This window comes from Candidatus Phytoplasma solani (assembly GCF_040126175.1).
Classification (GTDB): domain Bacteria; phylum Bacillota_I; class Bacilli_A; order Acholeplasmatales; family Acholeplasmataceae; genus Phytoplasma; species Phytoplasma solani_A.
Genome location: NZ_CP155828.1, coordinates 291,092 through 313,430, shown reverse-complemented (window position 1 = coordinate 313,430; position 22,339 = coordinate 291,092). Strand labels below are relative to the sequence as shown.

22 protein-coding genes are annotated in these 22,339 nt (G+C 27.5%); 19 read left to right on the top strand and 3 right to left on the bottom strand.

Going from position 1 to position 22,339, the window contains the following annotated elements:
* Nucleotides 1–30 precede the first annotated feature (30 nt).
* The gene (plsY, locus tag PSOL_RS01555; protein ID WP_349402177.1) at nucleotides 31–702 is read right to left on the bottom strand and encodes a glycerol-3-phosphate 1-O-acyltransferase PlsY; all 672 of its coding nucleotides are present in this window, start codon (nucleotides 700–702) and stop codon (nucleotides 31–33) included.
* A gap of 295 nt (nucleotides 703–997) precedes the next feature.
* On the opposite strand from plsY, the gene dnaB reads away from it, so the two are divergent.
* The 19 genes from dnaB (at nucleotide 998) to PSOL_RS01460 (ending at nucleotide 18,853) form a co-directional block, all read left to right on the top strand.
* On the top strand, nucleotides 998–2,305 hold the full coding sequence (gene dnaB, locus PSOL_RS01550; protein WP_349401688.1) for a replicative DNA helicase: 1,308 nt from the start codon (nucleotides 998–1,000) through the stop codon (nucleotides 2,303–2,305).
* Between the two features lie 16 nt (nucleotides 2,306–2,321).
* Complete coding sequence (locus tag PSOL_RS01545; protein WP_349402176.1) at nucleotides 2,322–2,954, top strand: hypothetical protein; 633 nt, start codon at nucleotides 2,322–2,324, stop codon at nucleotides 2,952–2,954.
* Nucleotides 2,944–3,594 carry a dTMP kinase gene (gene tmk / locus PSOL_RS01540; protein ID WP_349402175.1) on the top strand — a complete coding sequence of 217 codons (651 nt, stop codon included), beginning with the start codon at nucleotides 2,944–2,946 and terminating at the stop codon, nucleotides 3,592–3,594. The genes PSOL_RS01545 and tmk overlap by 11 nt, the downstream gene beginning before the upstream one ends.
* Before the next feature lie 24 nt (nucleotides 3,595–3,618).
* The gene (locus PSOL_RS01535) at nucleotides 3,619–4,071 is read left to right on the top strand and encodes a hypothetical protein (protein WP_349401682.1); all 453 of its coding nucleotides are present in this window, start codon (nucleotides 3,619–3,621) and stop codon (nucleotides 4,069–4,071) included.
* Nucleotides 4,072–4,094: 23 nt separating this feature from the next.
* Nucleotides 4,095–4,328, top strand: a complete 234-nt coding sequence (locus tag PSOL_RS01530; protein WP_349402174.1) for a hypothetical protein — start codon at nucleotides 4,095–4,097, stop codon at nucleotides 4,326–4,328.
* A 29-nt stretch (nucleotides 4,329–4,357) separates the two neighbouring features.
* Entirely contained in the window at nucleotides 4,358–5,062 is a 705-nt protein-coding gene (locus PSOL_RS01525; protein ID WP_349402173.1) for a DUF2963 domain-containing protein, read from the top strand.
* 4 nt (nucleotides 5,063–5,066) lie between these two features.
* The gene (locus PSOL_RS01520; protein WP_349401993.1) at nucleotides 5,067–5,639 is read left to right on the top strand and encodes a DUF2963 domain-containing protein; all 573 of its coding nucleotides are present in this window, start codon (nucleotides 5,067–5,069) and stop codon (nucleotides 5,637–5,639) included.
* A gap of 35 nt (nucleotides 5,640–5,674) precedes the next feature.
* Nucleotides 5,675–5,983 (top strand): hypothetical protein, encoded by a 309-nt coding sequence (locus PSOL_RS01515; protein ID WP_349402172.1) that lies wholly within the window; start codon nucleotides 5,675–5,677, stop codon nucleotides 5,981–5,983.
* A 153-nt stretch (nucleotides 5,984–6,136) separates the two neighbouring features.
* Nucleotides 6,137–6,427 carry an HU family DNA-binding protein gene (locus PSOL_RS01510; RefSeq protein WP_349401667.1) on the top strand — a complete coding sequence of 97 codons (291 nt, stop codon included), beginning with the start codon at nucleotides 6,137–6,139 and terminating at the stop codon, nucleotides 6,425–6,427.
* A 427-nt stretch (nucleotides 6,428–6,854) separates the two neighbouring features.
* Nucleotides 6,855–7,037 carry a hypothetical protein gene (locus PSOL_RS01505; protein ID WP_349401665.1) on the top strand — a complete coding sequence of 61 codons (183 nt, stop codon included), beginning with the start codon at nucleotides 6,855–6,857 and terminating at the stop codon, nucleotides 7,035–7,037.
* A 19-nt stretch (nucleotides 7,038–7,056) separates the two neighbouring features.
* Nucleotides 7,057–7,479 (top strand): hypothetical protein, encoded by a 423-nt coding sequence (locus PSOL_RS01500; RefSeq protein WP_349402171.1) that lies wholly within the window; start codon nucleotides 7,057–7,059, stop codon nucleotides 7,477–7,479.
* Nucleotides 7,472–7,723, top strand: a complete 252-nt coding sequence (locus PSOL_RS01495) for a hypothetical protein (RefSeq protein WP_349401661.1) — start codon at nucleotides 7,472–7,474, stop codon at nucleotides 7,721–7,723. The genes PSOL_RS01500 and PSOL_RS01495 overlap by 8 nt, the downstream gene beginning before the upstream one ends.
* Nucleotides 7,724–7,728: 5 nt before the next feature.
* Nucleotides 7,729–8,361: a YqaJ viral recombinase family protein gene (locus PSOL_RS01490; RefSeq protein ID WP_349401659.1), complete on the top strand. Its 633-nt coding sequence runs from the start codon at nucleotides 7,729–7,731 to the stop codon at nucleotides 8,359–8,361.
* Nucleotides 8,362–8,485: 124 nt separating this feature from the next.
* Nucleotides 8,486–10,603, top strand: coding sequence for an AAA family ATPase (locus PSOL_RS01485; RefSeq protein ID WP_349402170.1), 2,118 nt, complete (start codon nucleotides 8,486–8,488; stop codon nucleotides 10,601–10,603).
* 20 nt (nucleotides 10,604–10,623) lie between these two features.
* The gene (locus tag PSOL_RS01480; RefSeq protein WP_349402169.1) at nucleotides 10,624–10,926 is read left to right on the top strand and encodes a hypothetical protein; all 303 of its coding nucleotides are present in this window, start codon (nucleotides 10,624–10,626) and stop codon (nucleotides 10,924–10,926) included.
* A 6-nt stretch (nucleotides 10,927–10,932) separates the two neighbouring features.
* Complete coding sequence (locus PSOL_RS01475) at nucleotides 10,933–14,892, top strand: hypothetical protein (RefSeq protein WP_349402168.1); 3,960 nt, start codon at nucleotides 10,933–10,935, stop codon at nucleotides 14,890–14,892.
* A gap of 87 nt (nucleotides 14,893–14,979) precedes the next feature.
* A complete protein-coding gene (locus PSOL_RS01470) occupies nucleotides 14,980–15,825 on the top strand; it encodes a hypothetical protein (RefSeq protein ID WP_349402167.1) in 846 nt (281 codons plus the stop codon).
* A 112-nt stretch (nucleotides 15,826–15,937) separates the two neighbouring features.
* On the top strand, nucleotides 15,938–18,412 hold the full coding sequence (locus tag PSOL_RS01465) for an N-6 DNA methylase (RefSeq protein WP_349401649.1): 2,475 nt from the start codon (nucleotides 15,938–15,940) through the stop codon (nucleotides 18,410–18,412).
* Between the two features lie 102 nt (nucleotides 18,413–18,514).
* The gene (locus tag PSOL_RS01460; protein WP_349401651.1) at nucleotides 18,515–18,853 is read left to right on the top strand and encodes an SVM family protein; all 339 of its coding nucleotides are present in this window, start codon (nucleotides 18,515–18,517) and stop codon (nucleotides 18,851–18,853) included.
* A gap of 960 nt (nucleotides 18,854–19,813) precedes the next feature.
* On the opposite strand, the gene PSOL_RS01455 is transcribed toward PSOL_RS01460, so the two are convergent.
* A complete protein-coding gene (locus tag PSOL_RS01455) occupies nucleotides 19,814–20,557 on the bottom strand; it encodes an IS3 family transposase (protein ID WP_349402166.1) in 744 nt (247 codons plus the stop codon).
* A gap of 491 nt (nucleotides 20,558–21,048) precedes the next feature.
* Nucleotides 21,049–22,332, bottom strand: a complete 1,284-nt coding sequence (locus tag PSOL_RS01450) for a glucose-6-phosphate isomerase (protein WP_349402165.1) — start codon at nucleotides 22,330–22,332, stop codon at nucleotides 21,049–21,051.
* Nucleotides 22,333–22,339: the final 7 nt, after the last annotated feature.

The following is a 22,339-nucleotide window of genomic DNA, read 5'->3' as shown; positions in this document are numbered from 1 at the left end:
TTTAAAAACATTTTATACCATTTAAAATTATTATTTTGAAAAAGTAAATTTATATTCCTTGCCTTGCCAAAGACGGACGATATTTGAATAATGTTTTAAAATAACAACACAAGTTATTGAAATGATAAAAAAATATAACATTCCCTTATTATCTTGGATATTTGGTATTCTAGTGAAAACATCATCATTAAAAATAAAATTAATTCCAAGCAATAAGTTTACTAAAAGAGTTGCTATGATTGAAGCCAGAGAAGCATAACCAAAAAACCTTAAAAAAAGAAGAAAAAAAAGAATTCCTAAAAAACCAATCAAAGGATTAATAGCAGTAATTACCCCAACTGATGTTGCGATTGCCTTACCACCTTTTAATTTATTAAAAATAGAAAACATATGTCCTAAAATTGGTAAAATTATCAAAAGACAAACAGCTATATTTGGATTATGAGATTCATTTACTGAATCTTTAAGTGTTTTGTTGTGTAAGCAAATGAGAGTAGGAATTAAACCTTTTAAAAAATCGCATAAAAAAACTACAATTCCCCATTTGGCTCCTAAAATTCTTGAAGCGTTAGTAGCACCAATATTGCAAGAACCAGTAAAACGTAAATCTTTTTTTTGAGTTAATTTCCCAATTATTAAGCCAGTTGGCAAAGATCCTAAAGCATAAAATAAAAGAAAAAAAATAATAAAAGTTAATTGCATTTTAAATCCTTTGTTGTATATTTATCATGATTGATTCTTTGTAAGTGTTAAATTATAGTTAATTTGATTTATCTCAAAACAAAAGCATCATCATTATTTTATCATAAGCGTTTTTTCTTTTAGAAAGAATAAATACTTTTTAAGAAAAAAGGATAATTTAAACTTAACTTTAATTGTAGTAGACTGCCCCAAAAAAAGTGAACTGGTTTAAAGCAACAAAATACCCAAATTATTTATTAATTAAAAATAAATAGTTTGGGTATTTTTTGTACCCAAATGCAAAAAAGGAGAAAAGATGTTAGAAGCTGAACGTGCATTGTTAGGTAGTTTGTTTTTAAATCCAGAAAAGATGGATGCTGTGAGAATTTTAATTGAAACTCGCAATTTCACCACATCACAACATCGCTATATATTTGAGGCAATGAAGCACCTACGAAAACTAAATCGCGAGATTGATTACGTTTCTGTTAGTTCTACTTTAGAAACTAATAATAATTTAAACAAAATAGGAGGAATTGACTATTTGATTGAATTAACCGAAGAAACCCCACCAACTCAATATTTAGACACTTATATTGATTTAATCAAAGAAAACACCCTTAAAACTGATTTATTAGATTTAATCAAACATTTACCTATTGAATTATCAAAAACTAAAAATATACATAATTATTTACAAACAGTCAAAAATCAAGTTGAAGGATTTATCCAAAATACTAAATCACCTTTTATTTCTACAAAAACATTAATCCCTTCTCTTCGCCAAAACATTATTACTGATAACGAAGATAACCAGTTTATAGGAATTAAAACAGGTTTTGACAATCTCGATGAATTAGTTTCTGGGTTTAAAAATAAACAATTAATTATTTTAGGCGCAAGAACTGGAATGGGTAAAACCGCTTTTATGCTAAATTTAATCACAAACATTACAAAAAATTTTCATCAAAAACAAGAATTAGAATCAAAACCAAAAAAACAAAATGCAGTAATTTTTAGTTTAGAAATGACATCAGAAGAATTAGGAATTCGTTTAATTTCATCAGTATCACAAGTACCCTTAACAAAACTGCAACACAAAACCTTAAATAAAGAAGATAGATTTGCATTAGCCAAAGCTGAATTTGAATTAACTAAATTAAATATTTTAATTGATGATGATAGAAATAATAAAATTGAAGATATTAAAAACAAATGTCGCCAAATGAAATATACAAAAGGACTTGATGTTGTTTTTATTGATTATTTACACTTATTAAAAGAAGAACAAAATTACAATACCTATCAAGCAACAGCAGTAATTTCGCGTGAACTCAAAAAACTAGCAAGTGAACTTAATATTCCAATCATAGCTTTAAGTCAAATGAATCGCGCGACAAACATAAGAGAAGTCAAATCACCACAATTATCGGATTTAAGAGATTCAGGCACTATCGAACAAGATGCTGATGTTGTAATGTTTTTACACCGCGAAAGTTATTATCAAAAACCAGACAATAACCCATTCACTAATTTAATCATTGCCAAAAACCGCAGTGGACAACTAGGTGAATGTAATTTTAATTTTTACAAACAAATCCAAAAATTTGAAGTTTTAAATTAAAAAAGGAAATAATAAAATGAATCAATTAACTAATTTACATTTCAAAAATATTAATGTTTTTAATAATCAAAATTCATGTGTTAACATAACCAAACAAATATGTCAACCATCTTTTTTTACTAAGCCTTTTAATGAATATATGTTAGAATCTCACAATAATCTAAATAAATATCTAGATAAAAACCAATACAACTCCCAAAGCCAAAAGACAATCCGCGGTAAAATCAATGAATACTTAATTTTGCTTTATCTAAACAACAAGGGAATCATCAATTTATACCCCCAGGCTTACTTGTTTTTCATCCCCGACATCAAATTCGATTTGGTTTTATTCACTAAAACCAAACGGATTATCGCTTTTAATTTCAAAACATGCCTGAGAGACCGATACAAACAAACAATTGTCGAAGCCCAACAATTAAAAAAACTCGACACCCGTTTTGAATTCTATTTATTAACTAACAATACCATTGAATCCCAAAGATTAAACAACAAAATTGCAAATGGCAAAGTTCAAGGAATAAATCAAGTCATTAATCTATTTTCTAACAATGCAAATCAATTCTTACAAACCTTACTTACCAACCAATTCATCTCTTTTTCACCAATTAATTTAATTAAAAAAATGGTGCACTCAAATGACAAATAAATTAATCGTTTTTGAAGGATTAGATGGCAGCGGAAAAACAACTTTAATTAAACAATTAAAAAAATATTTAAAAAATCAACACAAAAAAGTAATTTTGTGTCAAGGATTAGGAAGCTCTTTAATTGGTAAACCAATTAGAAATTTATTTTTAAATCAATCAAATTTATCACCTAATACTAGATTTTTACTTAGTTTAACTAACATGCTCCAAACCCAAGAAGAGCTCATTATTCCTGGTTTATCAAAAGGTTATATTGTTTTAGTTGATCGTTGGTATGATTCTACTTTTGCTTATCAAAGTGACGATATGAACCTTGATTATGGCGACGAAATAACGACTTCAAAAATCATAAATCATTTCTTAATTAAACCTAATTTAACTATATATCTAGATATTACACCTAAAATAGGATTACAAAGAAAACAAAATCAACCCAATCACAAATTAGATCCAATCGAACAAAAACCATTAAATTATTTTACAAATGTTCGCAAAAATTACTTAAACCAACACAAATACTGCAATAATCCAAATTGCAAACACGAAAATTGCAATAGTTTTTTAATTAATGCAACACAATCTAAAAATAAAATTCTAAAACAAATAATTAAAATTTTAACCATTAAAAAAATATTTTAAATTTTCAAAAAAAGGTAATAAAAAATGACAAATTCATTAACTTTTTTATCTCAAACAAAAAATTTCATCAAACGCCACCACCTACAAATTGATTTATTAAAAACAATAATTGATAAAAACAACATACAAATCAATAAATTATTTAACCTTTTGCCATCTAAAAACTCTTATTCAGATATTTATTTTGAAATAGAACTAGAAATTCAAGAACTTTTAGCAGACAACGAGGAACTCCAACACAAAATTGAAATCATCCAAGAATATTACATTGTAGGTTTTCAAAAATTGAAAGAAAAATTAATTTCTTTAAATCAACATCAAAGATTGTATGAAATTGATTCAATCCATCTTTACAATCACATTTGTAAAAATATTTTTGAGCTTAATTTTTACTCCCGTGTTTATTTAGATTCATCTTTTTTATATGGGTTAACTTCTTTCACAATTAACATTTTAAAAAAATATAATAAAAATTAAACAAATAGGAGAAATAAAATAAAATGAGTAAAAAAACAAGCAAAAAAATTAAATCATTAACTAAAACCGCCAAACCTTACAGAGAGAAGGTACAAGATTACACAGAGAATGCGCAAGAATACACAGCGGAGGCACAAGAATGCGTATCTTTGACGCAAGAATACACAGCGATGGCACAAAGATGCACAACCTATGTGCAAGAAGACATAGCGGAGGCGCAAGAATACACAGTAAAAGCACAACAATTAGAAAATTAAATTGAAAGATTAAAAAAGGAAATATAAAAATGAATATAATCAAAGAAACAACCAACAAATATGGTTATAGAATAATCAAAGAAACTAATTCACAAAACCAATTAATCAAAGTAATCGCATTCCGCCCCAACACCGAAACAATTTGGCACATCACCGAATACAACCCCCAAACAGGAAACGAAACCAAATCAACCTACTACAAATCCGACGGCACAACAATTTGGCACATCGACGAATTCGACCCAAAAACAGGAACCAAAACCAAAGAAACCTGGTACAACTCCGACGGAAAAACACTTCATTCCATCACCAAATACGACCTTGAAACAGGTAAAAAAATCAAACACACCAGCTACAAAGAAGATGGTGAATTCCTTTTCATCGCCAAATACGACCCCAAAACAGGTAATCAAATCAAATACACCAGCTACGGCATTCATGCCTCAACCATTAGTTGCATCACCGAATACAACCCCCAAACAGGAAACGAAACCAAAGAAACCTGGTACAACTCCGACGGAAAAACAATCGACCACATCTACGAATACGACCCTTTCCTCAAAAGAACCTATTACCACGATGACGGTAAGACAATTTGGTATATCATCGAATTCAACCCTTATAATTCAATGTATACAAGAAAAATAATTAAGACATCTCTTGATGATTATAACAATGAAAATGTTTGTTTAATTGAATTATCAAAGAAGAAAATAAATAAAAAGGAGAATTAAAAAAATGCAAACAATAAAAAAAGAAACAACCAACGAATATGGTTACAAAGGAATCCAAGAACTAGACCCCCAATCAAATAAAGTAATCAAACAAACCACATTCCATTCCGACAATACAACAATTTGGTACATCGAAGAATTCGATCCTCAAACAGAATACCAAACCAAACAAACCTGGTACGGTTCTGATGGTAAAATCGAAGCCATCGCCAACTACAATCCTCAAACAGGATACCAAACCAAAGAAACCTATTACGGCTCCAATGGTAAAACAATTAGTTCCATCGACGAATATGACCCCAAAACAGGATACCAAACCAAAAAAACCGAATACAACTCCAATAGCACAACAATCGACTACATCATCGAATACAATCCTAAAACAAATAAACCAATCAAACAAACCACATTCCGCCCCAACGGCACAACAATTTGGTACATCACCGAATACAACCCCCAAACAGGAAACGAAACCAAATCAACCTACTACAAATCCGACGGCACAATTGAAGAGGTTGAAAATTTTCCCGAAGATGATGACGACCACGAATGCAATTGCGAATATTGTGGTTATTAAAATCAAAAATTAAATAAAGAAAGTGAGAAAATATTATGTCAAAAACGCCCCCTATAAAAAACAAACTCAAACCAAAAAAATCACCAATTATAAAAACAACTAAACAATCAACACAAACTATAACAAATCCAAAGGAGAACAAAAATATGAAATCACCAATAATAAATTATTTAAAAATTATCGCTTATGTAACTATCATTTTGCATTTTGTTTTCATTGTAGCAATAAACTACCACGACAACAAAATTCCCTTTTTACCAAAGTCCCAACCAAACGATATAAAAACTAGCCAAAAAGAAAATGATCCTAACCCAACCGAACAAAAGAAAAAAAATACACAATAAAAACGAAAAAACACCCAGCATTAGCACAAATGTTTTCAGTTGCGGCCAAAGAATATGAAACGCAAGCACGAAAATGAACAGCAGAAGCCCAAGAATACAAAGAAAAAATCCAACAACTCAAAAAACAAAAAAACCAAAGGAGAACTTAAAAAAATGAATAAAAAAGAATTAATTAGAAAAATAGCTGAGGTAAATAAAACCTCAATCACAAAAACCGAGGAATTTTATAACTCATTTGAGTATGCTTTAAAGATGGCAATAACATCCAACGCAGAAGTGGTTTTATCCCCACAAATCGGCAAATTCATCTTAAAATCAAGAAAAGCCCACATAGGAAGAAATCCTAAAACTGGAAAAAAACTAAAAATACCTGCCAAAACAGTAGTCACTTTTAAACTTTCTAAAACCATCAAAGATGAAGTTAAGAAACTAGAATTAAATTAAAACCAACAAAGGAGAATAATATGAAAATAAAAAATAATTTCATACCTATATTTGCGGTTACTATATACTCCGTAATAATTGCATTTTTTACTTTCAAAATAATTAATTATTTTGAATTAAGTGCAAAAACTATATTCCACATTACAACATTTGGAATTTTGTTGCAAAATATTTTATTTTTTATATTAATTTCAATAAACCCAAAGGAGGAATAAAACAAAATGAATAAATTTTTAAAAGCTATATTATCAACAATCCTTATTATTATAGTTCCAACATCAATTTCGTTTTCGCTTTTCAAAATATTTGAATATTTTACCTTAAGCATAGAAACCGTAAGTAAAATAACACTGACAATTATAATATCTTTAATTTTTATAATTATTTTTTTAATATTAATTTCAATAAACCCAAAGGAGGAAAAAATATGAGCGATGGAATGTCAGAAGCATACTGTGGTACTTACTTCAAGGACCGTTCAAAAACTTCAAAAAAACAAACCAACAAATATAAAAATCCGAAAGGTACATGGCTTAACTTAAAACATCCAACTAAAACCATGAAAAACAAAAAGAAAGAACTTAAAACTAAAAGAATTAAAAATTATTAAAGAAAGAAGGATTTAAATTATGTTTATTTTTTCAATATTTACGTACATTAGCAATTTTGTTGTTAAATTTACCAAAGGATTTACCATCACCGAAATTCTTGACCGAAGAATGGATGTAATTCAAACAACTCTTTTAACAATCTTTGTTGTCACAGGTTTTAAACCAATTTTTACACTATTATTTAACATCATTATTTTTTGCAAAGATACCATCATCGGCATCTTTTTCCCCAACAAAAAACTCCGAAATTTAGAAATAAAAAACGCCAAACAAGAATACTTAGAAAAACAATTATTAAAAAAATTAGATGAAATCAACAGAAAACAAGAAAAACTCCAAAACAAAATTTCTTCCCAAAGACTCAAAGTTTCTCATTGGAAAGCTAAAAAAGAGCGAAAAAACTTGTTAAAATCACAAAGAAAGGATAAAGAAGATGAATGATTTAAATTTTACTATTGGTTTTTTAATTGGTTGTTTGTTTACAACTGCTTTGATGTTCCTTTTTAAAAAACTATTCTTCTCTCTTTTTCAACATTCTCATCCCCAAGAAACAAAAGAAATAAAAAAAAGATTACAAGAACTAGAATCAATCAAACAATTAAACACTAAAACAGAAAACAACAATCCAATTAATCCAAAACAAAAACCAATTGAATTAAATAACAAAGAAATAGAAAAAGAATAATTATTATGCAAATCAAAAATTTAAATCAACGCACCAAATTATGGTACCAACACCGTAAAAAATACATCAATGCATCTGAAATAGGAAGTATCACTGGAAATGATAAATTTAGAACCTTAGAACAATTAATACATGACAAAATATTTGGAACAACTTTTACTTCCAACAAATACACCGAACACGGCAACAAAACTGAACCCCTAGCACGTAGTTTCTTTGAAAAAACAACTAAACTAAATTTCCCTGATACCATCTTTACTGACGATAAAACAAAAATGTTTTCATCCTCTCTTGATGGATATAATTCTAAAACTAACACTTTGTTAGAAATAAAATGTCCTTATGTGGATGAAAACAATAAAACATCTGCATCTTGGAACGGCTTTTTTTCAAATAAAGAAGTCCCCATTAACTACTGGGCCCAAGTTCAATGCCAATTATATTGTAGTCAAGCTAAATTTGCTTACTTTTTGGTTTATTTTGATGACATAAACTTTCATGTTGTCCGCATTTATCAAGATAAAACCTTCATCCCTAAAATGATTGCTGATAGTAAAAAATATTTAAATCTTCTAAATAAAGCAAAAGAAGAACTAGCTAAAACTACTTATTTAAAAAAACTAACTAAAATTAAGTAATAAAACAAAACATAAAAAAATAGACTCAAAATTTTAGCCATAAAGGTCCCTCAAAAACAAAAGTCGACTCATTATACATCGCTTATCATTATAAAAACACCGCTCTTTAAAGAAAGGAGAAAATATGAAACTTTCAACCAAAATATATCTTAGTTTTTTAGCAATATTTAGTTTAATTCTAATTGTTTTATTTATTGTTGGATTAACCAAATCACCATCCACACCCATTCCCAACCAAAATCCAACAATACAACCCCCAACAAACCAAAAAGAACTAAATCCCAAAGATAAAGAAGATCTTGCCAAATTACAAGCTCGTTTACAAGAATTAGAAAAAAGTAATCAAAAAAATATAGAAAACTCAAAAAAATTAAAAGAAGAAGACAACATTTTATCACAAAAAATCAATTCTAATTTAACAAAGATAAACACTTTAAATCAAGAAATAAATAACCTCAATAACCAATTAGAAGAAAAAACCAAACAATTAAACAACAAAGAAACTAACTTAACTGACGAAGAAAAAAAGAAATTAAAAACTGATTTAAACAACTTAAATCAAGAAATCTCTAATTTAACTCAACAACGCGATAACATCAATAATGAAACAAAACCACTAACTAAAAAACGAATAGAAATCACACAATCTCAATTAACCAACCACAACACAATTCAAGAAACTAACTCAGAAATAAATAAAACTACCAATTTTAAAGATATTTATGAAAAAATCAACATCTTACAAAAAGCAATTAATTACAATAACGCAAACAAAGAATTAATAAAAGAACAAATAACTAAAAATCAGGATAATCCCCAAGAAATCCAAAACTTAAAAAGCTATGATTTATTCTTAGACGATCAATTAATTCAATTCGAAAAACAAATTAAACAGCTAAACAATGAAATTGAAATAATTAAAAACCCAAATACACCCAAACTTGAAAAAAAGAAAGTTATGTTTAAAGATGTATATGGAATGGAAAGAGAAAAAGAAGAATTAGAAGATTTAATTTATTATTTTAAAGATGATAACAATGATTTAGTAAATTATGACAAAATTAAACCAAAAGGATACTTATTATATGGTCCCCCAGGAACAGGAAAAACCTTTTTAATGAAAGCTTTATGCAACGAAAGCGGAGCTTATTTTATTGAATTTGAACCATCTAAATTAGACAAAACATATATTGGAGAAGGAACCGAAGAATGGGAAAACATCTGGAAAGATGCGCAAAATCACAATAAAACTATTATCTTCATTGATGAAATAAGCGGACTTGCTAATAGAGAAGATAAAAACGTTAACAACACAAGCAAAAATATAATCAATAATATGTTAACTAAATTAGATGGTTTTAATAGCGCTGACAAAAAAATAGTTTTAATGGGCTCAACAAACCACCTCGGCCAAATTGATAAAGCTTTAAGAAGTAGATTTTCCAAAGAAATAAAAATTGATTTAATAAAAGACGAAGAAATTGAAGGTTTCTTGGAATTCTTAACAACCCCTTATCAAATTAGTTATCATACTTACCTTCATTTAAAAGAAATTGCAACAAGATGCAAAGGTAAAAACTATTCTAACCGTGTTTTAACAACTATTATTAATGAAGCTTACAATAAAACTAATAAATATAAATCAATGAATCCAATTCATGAAGTAATGTTGCCGTCCGACTTAGAAGAAGTGATGGATGTAAAACAAGGCATCAATAAAGATATAACCGATATTAAAAAACGTAGAAAAGAATGCGAAGACCAATATGAAGCATGGAAAAAAGGAATAATCAAATACCTCAAACCCCCCAAAGACCGAAGAATGATTAAAAGAACCTACACCTTCTACGGATTAGCTGGATTAGGTAAAGGAAAACACCCCGAACACGAACCAACCGACCTCGCGCCATTCGTCAAAAACCCATTCGACAATTGGTATGAAAAAGGTTATACAGTAGATGAGTTTCGCGGTTTCCACACAAAAAGACAACATAAAGACTCACAATTTGACGACCATATGCTTGTAGATCCATCAAATCACTACATAGAACTAAACTACGAAGGCCCTAAATGGTTACTCGAAGAAGACAAAGACTTTTTCATGGATGAAGTAAATTGTCCTACAAATAAAAGTCGACCTGAAGGCTCTTTGATAAACAAAACCTACTACCTCCACTTCAACCCCAAACAAGCCTACATCACCCTATACACTCAAAAACACAACACAAAAGAAAATAAATAATTAGAAAGCGAGAAAACAAAATGGAAACTATTCAAAAATATTCACCTTATATTTGTTTAATAATTTTTACTTTAACAACAATCATAATCTGTAATTTCAATAATAATAATTTAAAAGAATATATTAACCTTCATAACCAACATTTAAAAGAAAACGTTAATCTTCAAAACAATCATTTAAAACAAAAAATTAATCTTATTGAAAAAGAAATGGATGCATTTCAACAAGAAACAAAAAGGAATTTTGAAAAATTTGATGAAGATTTAAATAATTTAGAAGAAATTGTAATAAATCAAAATAATTCAAACAAAGAAAGCGAGTAAAATCATATGGCTAAAAAAATAATTAAAACCAAAAAAACTAAACCAAAGGCGATAACTTCTAAAAAAGTTATCCCTCGAAAAAACAAAAAACCAAAAAAAACAGTTAAAAAAACAACCACCAAACCAACTATAATTAAAAAAACTTCAACAAGAATTACTAAAACAACCCCAAAAACTACAAAACCAATTACCAAAACCCCCCCACAACCTACAAAAATAATTGTAGAAACTCAACAAAAACAAGATAATTGGTTTGTAAAAATAATCAAATCACTAAAAACTACAATTCTCTTTTTATTACCATTTTTGTTAATTGGTGGCGGAATATTTCTTGTGGTTACTAAATTCTTCCCTGAATTAGCTGCAAAATTTGGCGGAGCATTTAAAAATTTAAAAGATACCTGTCATAACATAAACGACAAAACCGCAGAAGCATTAGAAAAAATAGGGATTAGCCCTCAATATTCTTCTGTTGCTTCAAAAGCTCTATGGCTTATTGGTGGTTGTCTACTTGCTGGTGCATGTTGTTTCATCCCATTTGTAGGACCTTTAATCGGAAGTTTGGTTTTAGTTGCAACTATCACTTATGTATCAATAACTTCATTAACAGATAAAACACCCCAAACCCCACCAACTAACAACTCCCCACCACAACAACTAGAAAATAAAAACGAAAACCCAAAAATAGAAAACAAAACCAACAACACACAACACCACGAAGAGGCGATAGAAACAAACAATAACGACGAACCCCAACAAATGGAATCTCAAAAAAAAAAAAAAACAAACAAATCTCCTGAATTAACTAATAACCCCCAAACTCCTCAACTAACTATGCAACAACCAATTCATAAAGAAAAAGAAGAACACAAAAGAAATGAATTAAATCCTGAAATGAAAAAACAAGTTGAGGAGTTAATTCAACAAGAAAAAGCAAAAAATAAAGAATTAGAGAATGAAAAAAACTATCTTGAAGCCAACTTACAAGCTCAACAATTAGAAATGTTTAATATAAATAGCCAAAAATCTCAATTAGAAAACCAACTTCAATTAAAACAAAAAGAATTAGAAGCTAATAAAACATTGAGTAAAGAAGAAAAAGATAAATTAAAAGAAGAATTACAAAAAAACTTAATTAATAAAAACGAGGAATTAAACACCTTGAATCAAAAATTAGAACAAGAAAAAGAAAAACAAGATGAATTAAATAACCTTATTAATCAAGAAAAAGAATCTTTAGGAAAAAAAGAAAAACAACTTGAAGAACAAAAAAACCTATCAGATGAAGAAAAACAAAAATTAACTCAAGAAATTCAAGGTATTCAAACTAATTTAACTTCTAAAAATGAAGAATTAAAGAATGTAAATCAAAAATTAGAACAAGAAAAAACAACCCAAAAGGAGTTAAACAAAGTTATTAAAGAACAAGAAGAAAAATTAACACAAACTCAAAAATCCAGTGAAGAAAAAGAGAAACAATTAACTCAAGAAATTAAAGATATTAAAACTAATTTATCTTCTAAAAACGAAGAATTAAAGAATGTAAATCAACAATTAGACCAAGAAAAAGAAAACCAAAAGGAATTAAATAAGGTTATCAAACAAGAACAAGAAACATTAAAACAAAAAGAAAATCAATTGAAAGAACAAAAAAACCTATCAGATGAAGAAAAACAAAAATTAACTCAAGAAATTCAAGGTATTCAAACTAATTTAACTTCTAAAAATGAAGAATTAAAGAATGTAAATCAAAAATTAGAACAAGAAAAAACAACCCAAAAGGAGTTAAACAAAGTTATTAAAGAACAAGAAGAAAAATTAACACAAACTCAAAAATCCAGTGAAGAAAAAGAGAAACAATTAACTCAAGAAATTAAAGATATTAAAACTAATTTAGCTAATCAAGTTAAAAATACCGAAAACAAACACAAAGAAATCGAACAATTACAAACTCAAACATCACAATTAGAAAACCAATTATCTTCAAATAAACAAGACTTAGAAAAACTCCAACAACAAATTAACCAAAAAGAAGAAGAATTACAAAAAAAAGAACAACAATTAAACGAGCAAATTAATTTATCAAACGAAGAAAAACAACAACTAAATTCAGAAATTAAGATTTTAAAAACTGATATCAACCAAGAAAAGGTTAAATTTGAAGTTCAATTATCTCTCAAAGAAGAAGAAATCGAACAATTAAAACAAAATGAAGCTAATCTAAAACAACTATTAACCCAAAAACAAGATGAAACAACAAGTCTAAGAGAACAACACGTAAAAACTTTGGAAGAAATCCAAAGACAAATAGATAATTACAAAAACATTATTTCGGAACTAGAAACTGAAACCGAAAACCTAAAAGAACAAATTGCAAAAAACAATGAAAATGCAAAAATACTACAAGAAGAATTATTAACTAAACAAAACAAAATAAACACAATCAACCAAGAATTAGGTAGTCTTTCACAACAACAAATCTCTTTACAACAAGAAATATCAAATTTAACTCAAACTTATGAGGAATGGCAAAAAAATTGTGAAATTAAAGCTAACGAAACATTATCAACTTACGATAATAAAGATGGTATATATTATTCTCCTGTGCCTTTTCAAATAAAAATAAAACCAATTTTACATGCAAAAGATATGGGTGATTGGTATTGTAATAGAGGTTTCCAAGATAAAAATATAACAACAATAGATAGTTATAAAACTGAAATTAACGGAAATGATGTTTATTATATACGTTATAGTGAAAGAAGTAGTTATATAGGAACTTTGACTCATGATGATAAAAGTTGGTTTATGGATGTTGAAAATTATAAAAATGGTCCTAATAAACAAGAATATTGGGAATTAAAATTTAGTCACGATGTAAGTACTACTCCACCACCAAATAAACTCGATAATTATAAATCCATATTAGAAGAAAAAACAAATAATTTAAATGAAATTACGCAACAATTAAACAATAAACAAGAAGAATTAAATAAACAAAAAAATGAAATTACTGATTTAATTACCAACCAAAAACCTGATGACACTTTACAACAAGAATTAAACAACAAAGAAACTCATATCAAAAACTTAAAAGACGAAATGCAACAACTAGAAATTAAAGAACAAGGTTTTAGAAGTGAAATAGATACTTTAAAGTTAGAAAATAAAAACCTTAAAGAAAAATATACTAACGATTTAAACAAAATTCAAAAAGAACTTAATACATATAAAGATGAAAACGAACAACTAGAAAAAGAAATGCAAGAAATACAAGATGAATTAGTTAAAAATGGAAATGCCAATGAAGCATTAGTCAACCAATTAAACACTAAACAATCCCAAATAAAAGAGTTAAAAGGCAAAATCAACACCTTAGAAGCCAATGAAACTCAATTACAAGAAATCATCAAACAAAAAGACGAAGAAATAGCCCAACTACAACAAACCATACAAGAACAAGCAGAACAAATTATGAAACTAACTGCTGAAATTGAAGCCAACATGGAAACCTTCAAACAACAAGCAATGAGGATTAAAGAACTAGAAGGCGCAATTGCAGGACTTGAAGGCGCTAGTGGTTCATTAGGATTCGAAAACAAAGAATTAAGACATGAAATTGAAAAACTAAAAGCACAATTGAAAGCCGAACAAAACGCACATGAAGCAACGAAAAGGCAATTAGACAAACAAATCCGTGAAGTAGAAGTTGATAGACTAAAATTAATCACTGACGCAGAGAAATTAAAAAATAAGAAAACGGATTGGCAAAAAGGAGTAGAAAGAACAGGAGCAGTTATTACAACAGCAGTTTCGGTTAAATCAGGGGCTATTTATGGTGCCGCAGCTGGTTCTGTTTTAGGCCCTGTTGGAACTGTTGTTGGTGGACTTGCTGGTGCAGCTTTAGGCGGTGCAACAGCGGTTGCAACAAAATGGGACACATTCAAAGAATGGTTTGGTTGGTAACAATAATGCATATTTTTTTGCATTTTGTTTTGTTTGTGTTAAAATAATAATAAGTTAAAATTATAAAAAAAAGGAATCAAGATTAGAATGGAGTTATTTAAATTATTAGTTATTATAGGTATTTTGGGTATTATTTTTGGATTAATCCCTTTATGGATTTGGTTTATTCAAAAACGAGAAAATACAAATAGGATTAAAAAAGTCAATATAAAGACAGCTTTGATTGTTTATTATGTCATGATGTCTATTATAGTTCTTGCTTTTGGAGTGTTTTTGTTTTTAGATATAAAATATGATATCACCAAAACAAAACCAAAAATTTACCCTATCCCCAACACCAAAATAGAAACACATGATGAATGGTTTCAAGCGAAAGAAAAACAAAGAGAAAGTGAAAATTATTATGATTCATACAGAATTGATTATAGCGAAGAAGCTAAGGAAAAAATAAAAAACATAAAAGCTAACGAATTAGAATTAACAATAAATGGTGTTAAAATTGAAGGTACTCCGATGATTAAAAGAACCTACACCTTCTACGGATTAGCTGGATTAGGTAAAGGAAAACACCCCGAACACGAACTAACCGACCTCGCGCCATTCGTCAAAAACCCATTCGACAATTGGTATGAAAAAGGTTATACAGTAGATGAGTTTCGCGGTTTCCACACAAAAAGACAACATAAAGACTCACAATTTGACGACCATATGCTTGTAGATCCATCAAATCACTACATAGAACTAAACTACGAAGGCCCTAAATTGTTACTCGAAGAAGACAAAGACTTTTTCATGGATGAAGTAAATTGTCCTACAAATAAAAGTCGACCTGAAGGCTCTTTGATAAACAAAACCTACTACCTCCACTTCAACCCCAAACAAGCCTACATCACCCTATACACTCAAAAACACAACACAAAAGAAAATAAATAATTAGAAAAAGGAGGAAAAATCAAAAAAAATGAATAAAGAAAATCAACCCCTCCTATCCTCCCTCAATTCCCCCTATGAAATCGCCTAAATTTATAAAAAGGAAAATACTAATTTGAAAAAAGAAAGAGAAACCCAAAATCACAATTACTTTTACAATTTTATTAATAACAACAAAAAATTTGAACGCAAATGGCAAAGCGAAAGAAGTGGCTTAAAAATAATTGACGATATTTTAAATAAAGCTTCAAAAAAAGGAAATAATAAAGCAGGATATCCAGATTTTGTTTATGAAAATACTAGTAAAAAACTTTTAATTTTGGTAGAAATAAAAAATGATATAAAAAAACATCGATGTTTTTCAAATAATACAAAAAATCCAGAAATTTCTTATGCTGTCGAAGGGGTTAAACATTATCTTCATTATTTTTGTGATACTCTTTGTAACTGGAATAAAATAGGGATTGCTTTGTCAGGAAATATTGAAGATAAACACGAATTAACTCATTTTTATATCAAAAACAATTCTATTATAGAATTAAAAGACAAATTATCGATTTCAGAAATTTTAAAAAATGATGATGAATATTTACAATTATTTAAAAATGATAAATTCGAATTAGATACTATTATAAAACAATCAGCTAAAACAGCTAGAATAATTAATATTCAATTAAGACCATTAGAAGTTCAATATAGACCTATTTTAATTTCTATTTTATTAATTTGCTTAAAAAATACCAAGTTTAAGGAAAAGTTTGATAATCAAAAAAACAATATATATTCTTATGATTCTAAATTAAAAGAAAACAAAAGAAAAATAGAATATGAAGATGCTTATGACAGTTTATTACAAGACATTAATACTGCTATAAAAAATGTTTTACGAAATCAAAACATTAATAATGAAAAAATTCAATATTTACACGAACAAATGCGTTTAATTAAATCCTTATTAGGAGATAATGGTTTAGAAATAATTAAAGATGTTTTAGAAGAATTGAAAACAAACATTTATCATCTATTAGACAGCAAAAATAAATATAGTTATGATATTATTGGTAATTTTTATGAGGTTTTTTTAAAATATGCTGGTGTAACTAATGTCAAAAACGGAATTGTTTTAACACCTAGACATATTACTGAATTATTTACTAAATTAATTGATATTAGTAGTACTGATGTTGTTTTAGACCCCTGTTGTGGCACTGGTGGTTTTTTAATTGCGGGCATGAATTCTATTATCGATAAATTAGATAATAAAAATGAAAAAGAAATTAATAAAATAAAACAAAATCAAATTATCGGTTTCGATAAAGACCCTACTATGTATACTTTATCAATTTCTAATATGTTATTTCGTGGTGACGGGAAATCACAAATTTATAATTTAGATTTTTTCAGTGAGGAAGTTGATAAAAAAATAAAAGATGGAACAAAAAAACCGACCATTGGATTTATTAATCCACCTTATGCTGGAAAAAGCACACCAACAAACCCTACTAAAAAAGAAATTGAGTTTTTAGAAAAACTGTTAAAGTTGGTTGATGGTCGTGTTGTGATGATTGCACCTTTAAGCACTTACATAAATGACAATACAATAAGAAATAGAATTTTAAAAAAACATACTTTGGAAAAAATAATTCAAATGCCAAAAAAAATATTTGAACCTAATGCTTCTACGCATACAGCAATTTCTATTTTTAAAACTAACACCCCTCACAACAATAAAGAAGTTGATTTTTATAACCTAGAAGATGATGGTTTAGTTTTATTTAAAAATAAAGGTAGAGTTGACCGTTTTCACAAATGGGGTGATATTGAAAAAGATTTTTTAAATAAATTTCATTCCAAATATTACGATGGTTATAATTATTTAAAACACCCAATTAAAGAAAACGATGAATGGATTTCATTTGCATATGTTAAAACCAATTATAATAACTTAACCGAAAAAGATTTTTTGTTAACTGTTAAAAAATATGTTATTTTTCAAATAAAAAAAGATTTAGGAATTTTAAATAAAAATTTAGATGAAATTACTTTGTTAGAAAAACTTAACCAAAAAATTGTTTTCACACAAAAAAAATCGAACATAACAAAAAATACTTATTTTGACATATTTAAAAATTGTAAAAGTTTTCAAATTAAAGATTTGTTTAAAGTTAAAGGAACCAAAACAACATCTAAAGAAGAAATAGAAGAATATGAAAAAGGTGAATATGCATATGTTTCTACTAGAGCGACTAACAACGGAGTTAACGGATTTTATTCTTTTTATTCGGAAGAAGGAAATGTTTTGACTGTTGATTCAGCGGTGGTAGGTTCGTGTTTTTATCAAGAAAATAAATTTACAGCTACAGACCATGTAGAACAATTAAAACCAAATTTTAAATTAAATAAATATATTGCTATGTTTTTAACCACTATTATTAACCAAGAGCAATTTCGATATTCTTATGGTAGAGGCTTCAATCAAAAACGTATCAAAAAGACAATTATTAAATTGCCGACAAATAAAGAAGGAACACCAGATTGGGAATTTATGGAAAATTATATTAAAACTTTACCTTATAGTAAAAACTTATAATATTTATTCTAGAAACAATATATTACCCTTTATACTGAAAAAATAAACACTAAAGATAGTAAACAAACAAAAAAATAATTAAAAAAAAGAAAAGAGAAAAAAATGTTAATTTTTAGATTAAAAAAACAATTATATTTATTACCAATATTTTTATTTAGTTCTTTAGGATTATTTTTAATCACGAATAATCAAGTTATGGCTATGAATAACGGTCATTCTAACGGTTATGTTCAGCAAAATAATAGAAATGTTGAGAACGAAATGACGGCATGTAGAAATTTACATGATTTATTATTAGAAGAGGCAAGGTTAACGCAAGAAATATATAATGCATTGAGAAATAATGCTTCAGAAGAAACAATTAACCACTTTAAAAATCAAGCAAATCAAATTGCTATACAAGCCGAAAATATTCGTAGAAATTTATTTTTAAATCAATAATGAATATATAAAAAACTAATCGAAAACCAAAACAAACAAATTATATTTTATCAAAATTATCAAACCCCCCAAAAGCATGTTAAAATAATAAATAAATATCTTTAAAACAACAATAAACCTTCTAAAAAAGATTTTATTGTTGTTTTTTTTATCAATATAAATAACAAATAAACAGTTTTTTAACAATAGCAACTTAAAAATTAAGGATATGTTAACAAAACGGAAATGAGCTTAGAAATGGAGAAGAAATTAAAATCATATTCTTTGGATACTAAATTAAAGGCTGTTGTTTTGAAACAGGAAGGGAAAAAATGTAAAGATGGTAAGCTCCACGAAAAGTGAACTGATAAAGAACAACACTTTTTGAGACAAAAAAGACATGACTCAAAAAAAATGTTTACTATTACTTTTATTATACACTACTAAAATCGCATTTCAACATAAAAAAATAAAATTTTTTTGTTGTTCTTTAGTGGTACAAAAAACATAAAAAATTAATAAATTATGTTTTTTAACATAATTGCGTAAAAAAATAACTTTCATTTAATTTTACTATTGACAATAACATTATTTAAGTGTATAATATATAAAAAAATATATCCCCGCGAGGCCGATTTGCTAGTTTTTTACTTGCTTTTTAGCAATGTATGCCAATTTTGTAAAAATGTATGCCATTGCAAAAAATCGCAAGTAAATAACAAATCAAAATGACCTTATTTGTAAAAATGTATGCCATTTGTTATTGTATATAAATACTATCGTTTATTAAAAACTAAAAATATTGCCCTTTAATAAGATTTTAAAAGGGGTATTTGAGTAAAATTTATTAATATACCCCCTAAGACGTCACTAAGGGGCAAAATTAAGCGCTATATCAATATTATAAAAATTAATTAAACTTTTTTTTGAAAGAATTTAAAAAAAATCAAAAAAAATAACCATTCAAAAATAGAACGGCAATTATTTAAAATGTTTTTTTTTATATTCAATCGGAGATAAATAATTAAGAATTTTCATTTTTCGTTTGTAGTTATAATAATGCATATATTTATGAATAATATTTTTAACTTGATTTTCGGTTAAGTATTTCATTTTTTCGTAATGGAGAGTCTCTTTTTTTAAATTAGCCCAAAAAGACTCTATACATGCATTTTCGGTTGGAGTTGCTTTTGCTGAAAAACTTTGATACATATTTTTATCTTTTACTGCTTTTTGATATCTTTTGGAGGTATAAATACTACCCCTATCACAATGTAGGATACAAAAATGATTTACTTTAGGAATTGGTTTGATAGTTTCTAAAATAAAATTAACGTCAGTGATAGTTGCAATGTTATAACTGATAATTTGTCGGTTGTATAAATCAAGAATAGCTGATACATATATTTTTGTACCTTTGGCACCAATTATAATATAAGTCACGTCAGTACATAACCTTTGTAAAGGTGTATCGGCTTGAAAATTATTATTAATAAGATTTTTTAAATTATTTTCTTTTTGAATAGCTAAATTATAATAATATTGATGCTTGCGTTTAACTCTTTGTGAAAGTAAACCGAACTTATGCATCAAACTTAAAACCGTTTTAGGGTGAATAGAAAAACCAGCTTTTATTAAATTATGGTGTACTATCCGATAACCTAATCGGCGTCTTTTTTTTCCATCAATTGTAATATAATAATTTTGCTTGCATATTTTTATCAATTCCTTTTCTAAATCATTTAACGGCCGCGGATAATTATGCGCTGTTCCGTTTTTTTGGACATTTTTTTATTTAAAAATTACTCTTTAAAACTTAAAAATAAGTAGATAATTTCATATCTTTTCAAACAAACAAATTATTAAAATTACAAATAAAAAGTGTCTAAACTTTTTTTAAATTTGCTAGTTTCAAAAGATATTTTTTTTAAATATTATATCATTTTACTAACTAGCTAGGGGAAAAAAGTGGAAAATCCCCCTAGAAAATGAAATTAAAATTATTTTTTTACGCAATTATGTTGTTTTTAAAAAAAAGGTGCAAAAAGATAACCTTTTTCAAGGTTGAATATTTAAATAAAAAATATTATCTAAAATTTAAGGAATATTGAGGGGGTGAGGTGTTCCAAAAGTTTAGACACTTTTTGTTTTTGGGTGGTTGCCATTTTTGGTCCGATACCTTCCAAATATATCTGTTGAAAACAACCTCTTTTAATTTATTTTTTCAACAAAGAAAACATTTTTTGTTTGTATATTTCTACTCCAGGTTGATTAAAAGGGTTAATCCCCAACAAATACCCCGACATAGCACAAGCTTTTTGAAAAAAATAAGCTAAATAGCCAAAATGAAATTCATCTAAAGTAGGAATAATAATTTCTAAATTAGGAACTTCACCTTCGATGTGAGCTTGTTTAGTAGCTTGAAGTATTTTTTGATTAATTTCTGAATAAGATTTGTGGGCTATATAATTAAGATTATCTAATTCATTGCTTATTTCAGGAATAACACAATCATCTTTTGTAGAAGTTATATTTAAAACAGTCTCAAAAAGAATTTTTTTACCTTCTTGAATAAATTGTCCTAAAGAATGAAGATCAGTAGAATTATTAACTGATCCCACAAAAAGACCTTTATTTTCTTTTCCTTCGGATTCAGCAAACAATTGTTTCCACCATTCAGAAAAAGCTAATAAATGAGGTTCATAAGTAACTAATAACTCCATTTTTTTATCCATTTTAGTATACATTAAATATCTAGCTAAAGCATATTGATAAGCTTGATTTTTATTTAAATCGCCTGAAGAAGTATCTTTTAAAGCGCACAAGGCTCCTTGCAACATAACATCAACATCTAAATTAGCAAAAACAAAAGGAAGAGTGCCTACACTAGTAAAAACACTAAATCTTCCTCCGACAGATTCAGGAATCACAAACATTTCATAGCCTTCTTTTTTGGCTAAATTAAATAAAACCCCTTTTTGTTTGTCTGTAGTAACAAAAATACGTTTTTTAGCAACTTCTTTGCCATATTTTTTTTCAATTTCTTTTTTAAGGATTCTAAAAGCTAGGGCTGGTTCTAAAGTGGTTCCAGATTTTGAAATGACATTAATAGCCCAAGTTTTCTCTTGTAAATATTTTAAAAGATTCGTTAAATAACTGCCTGATACTTGTTGTCCTGCAAAAATTATTTCAGGTTTGTTTTTTTGAAAAGGAGTTTGAAGAAATTCAATCCCAGCTTTGGATCCTAAATAAGAACCTCCAATTCCAATGACTACTAAAACATCTAAATCAGTGTTTTGTCGCTTTAGTTGTTTTATTATTTGAAGTTCTTGACGGTCATAATTTAAAGGCAAATCTAACCATCCTAAATATTGATTTCGAATAATTTCGTCATGATGCAATTGATGATGAATAGCTTTTATTTTAGAATGATAATTTTTTGTTTCTTTTTCCCAATTAAAAAAAGTTTCAATTCCGCCAAGATTTAATTTTAAACTCATTGTTAAC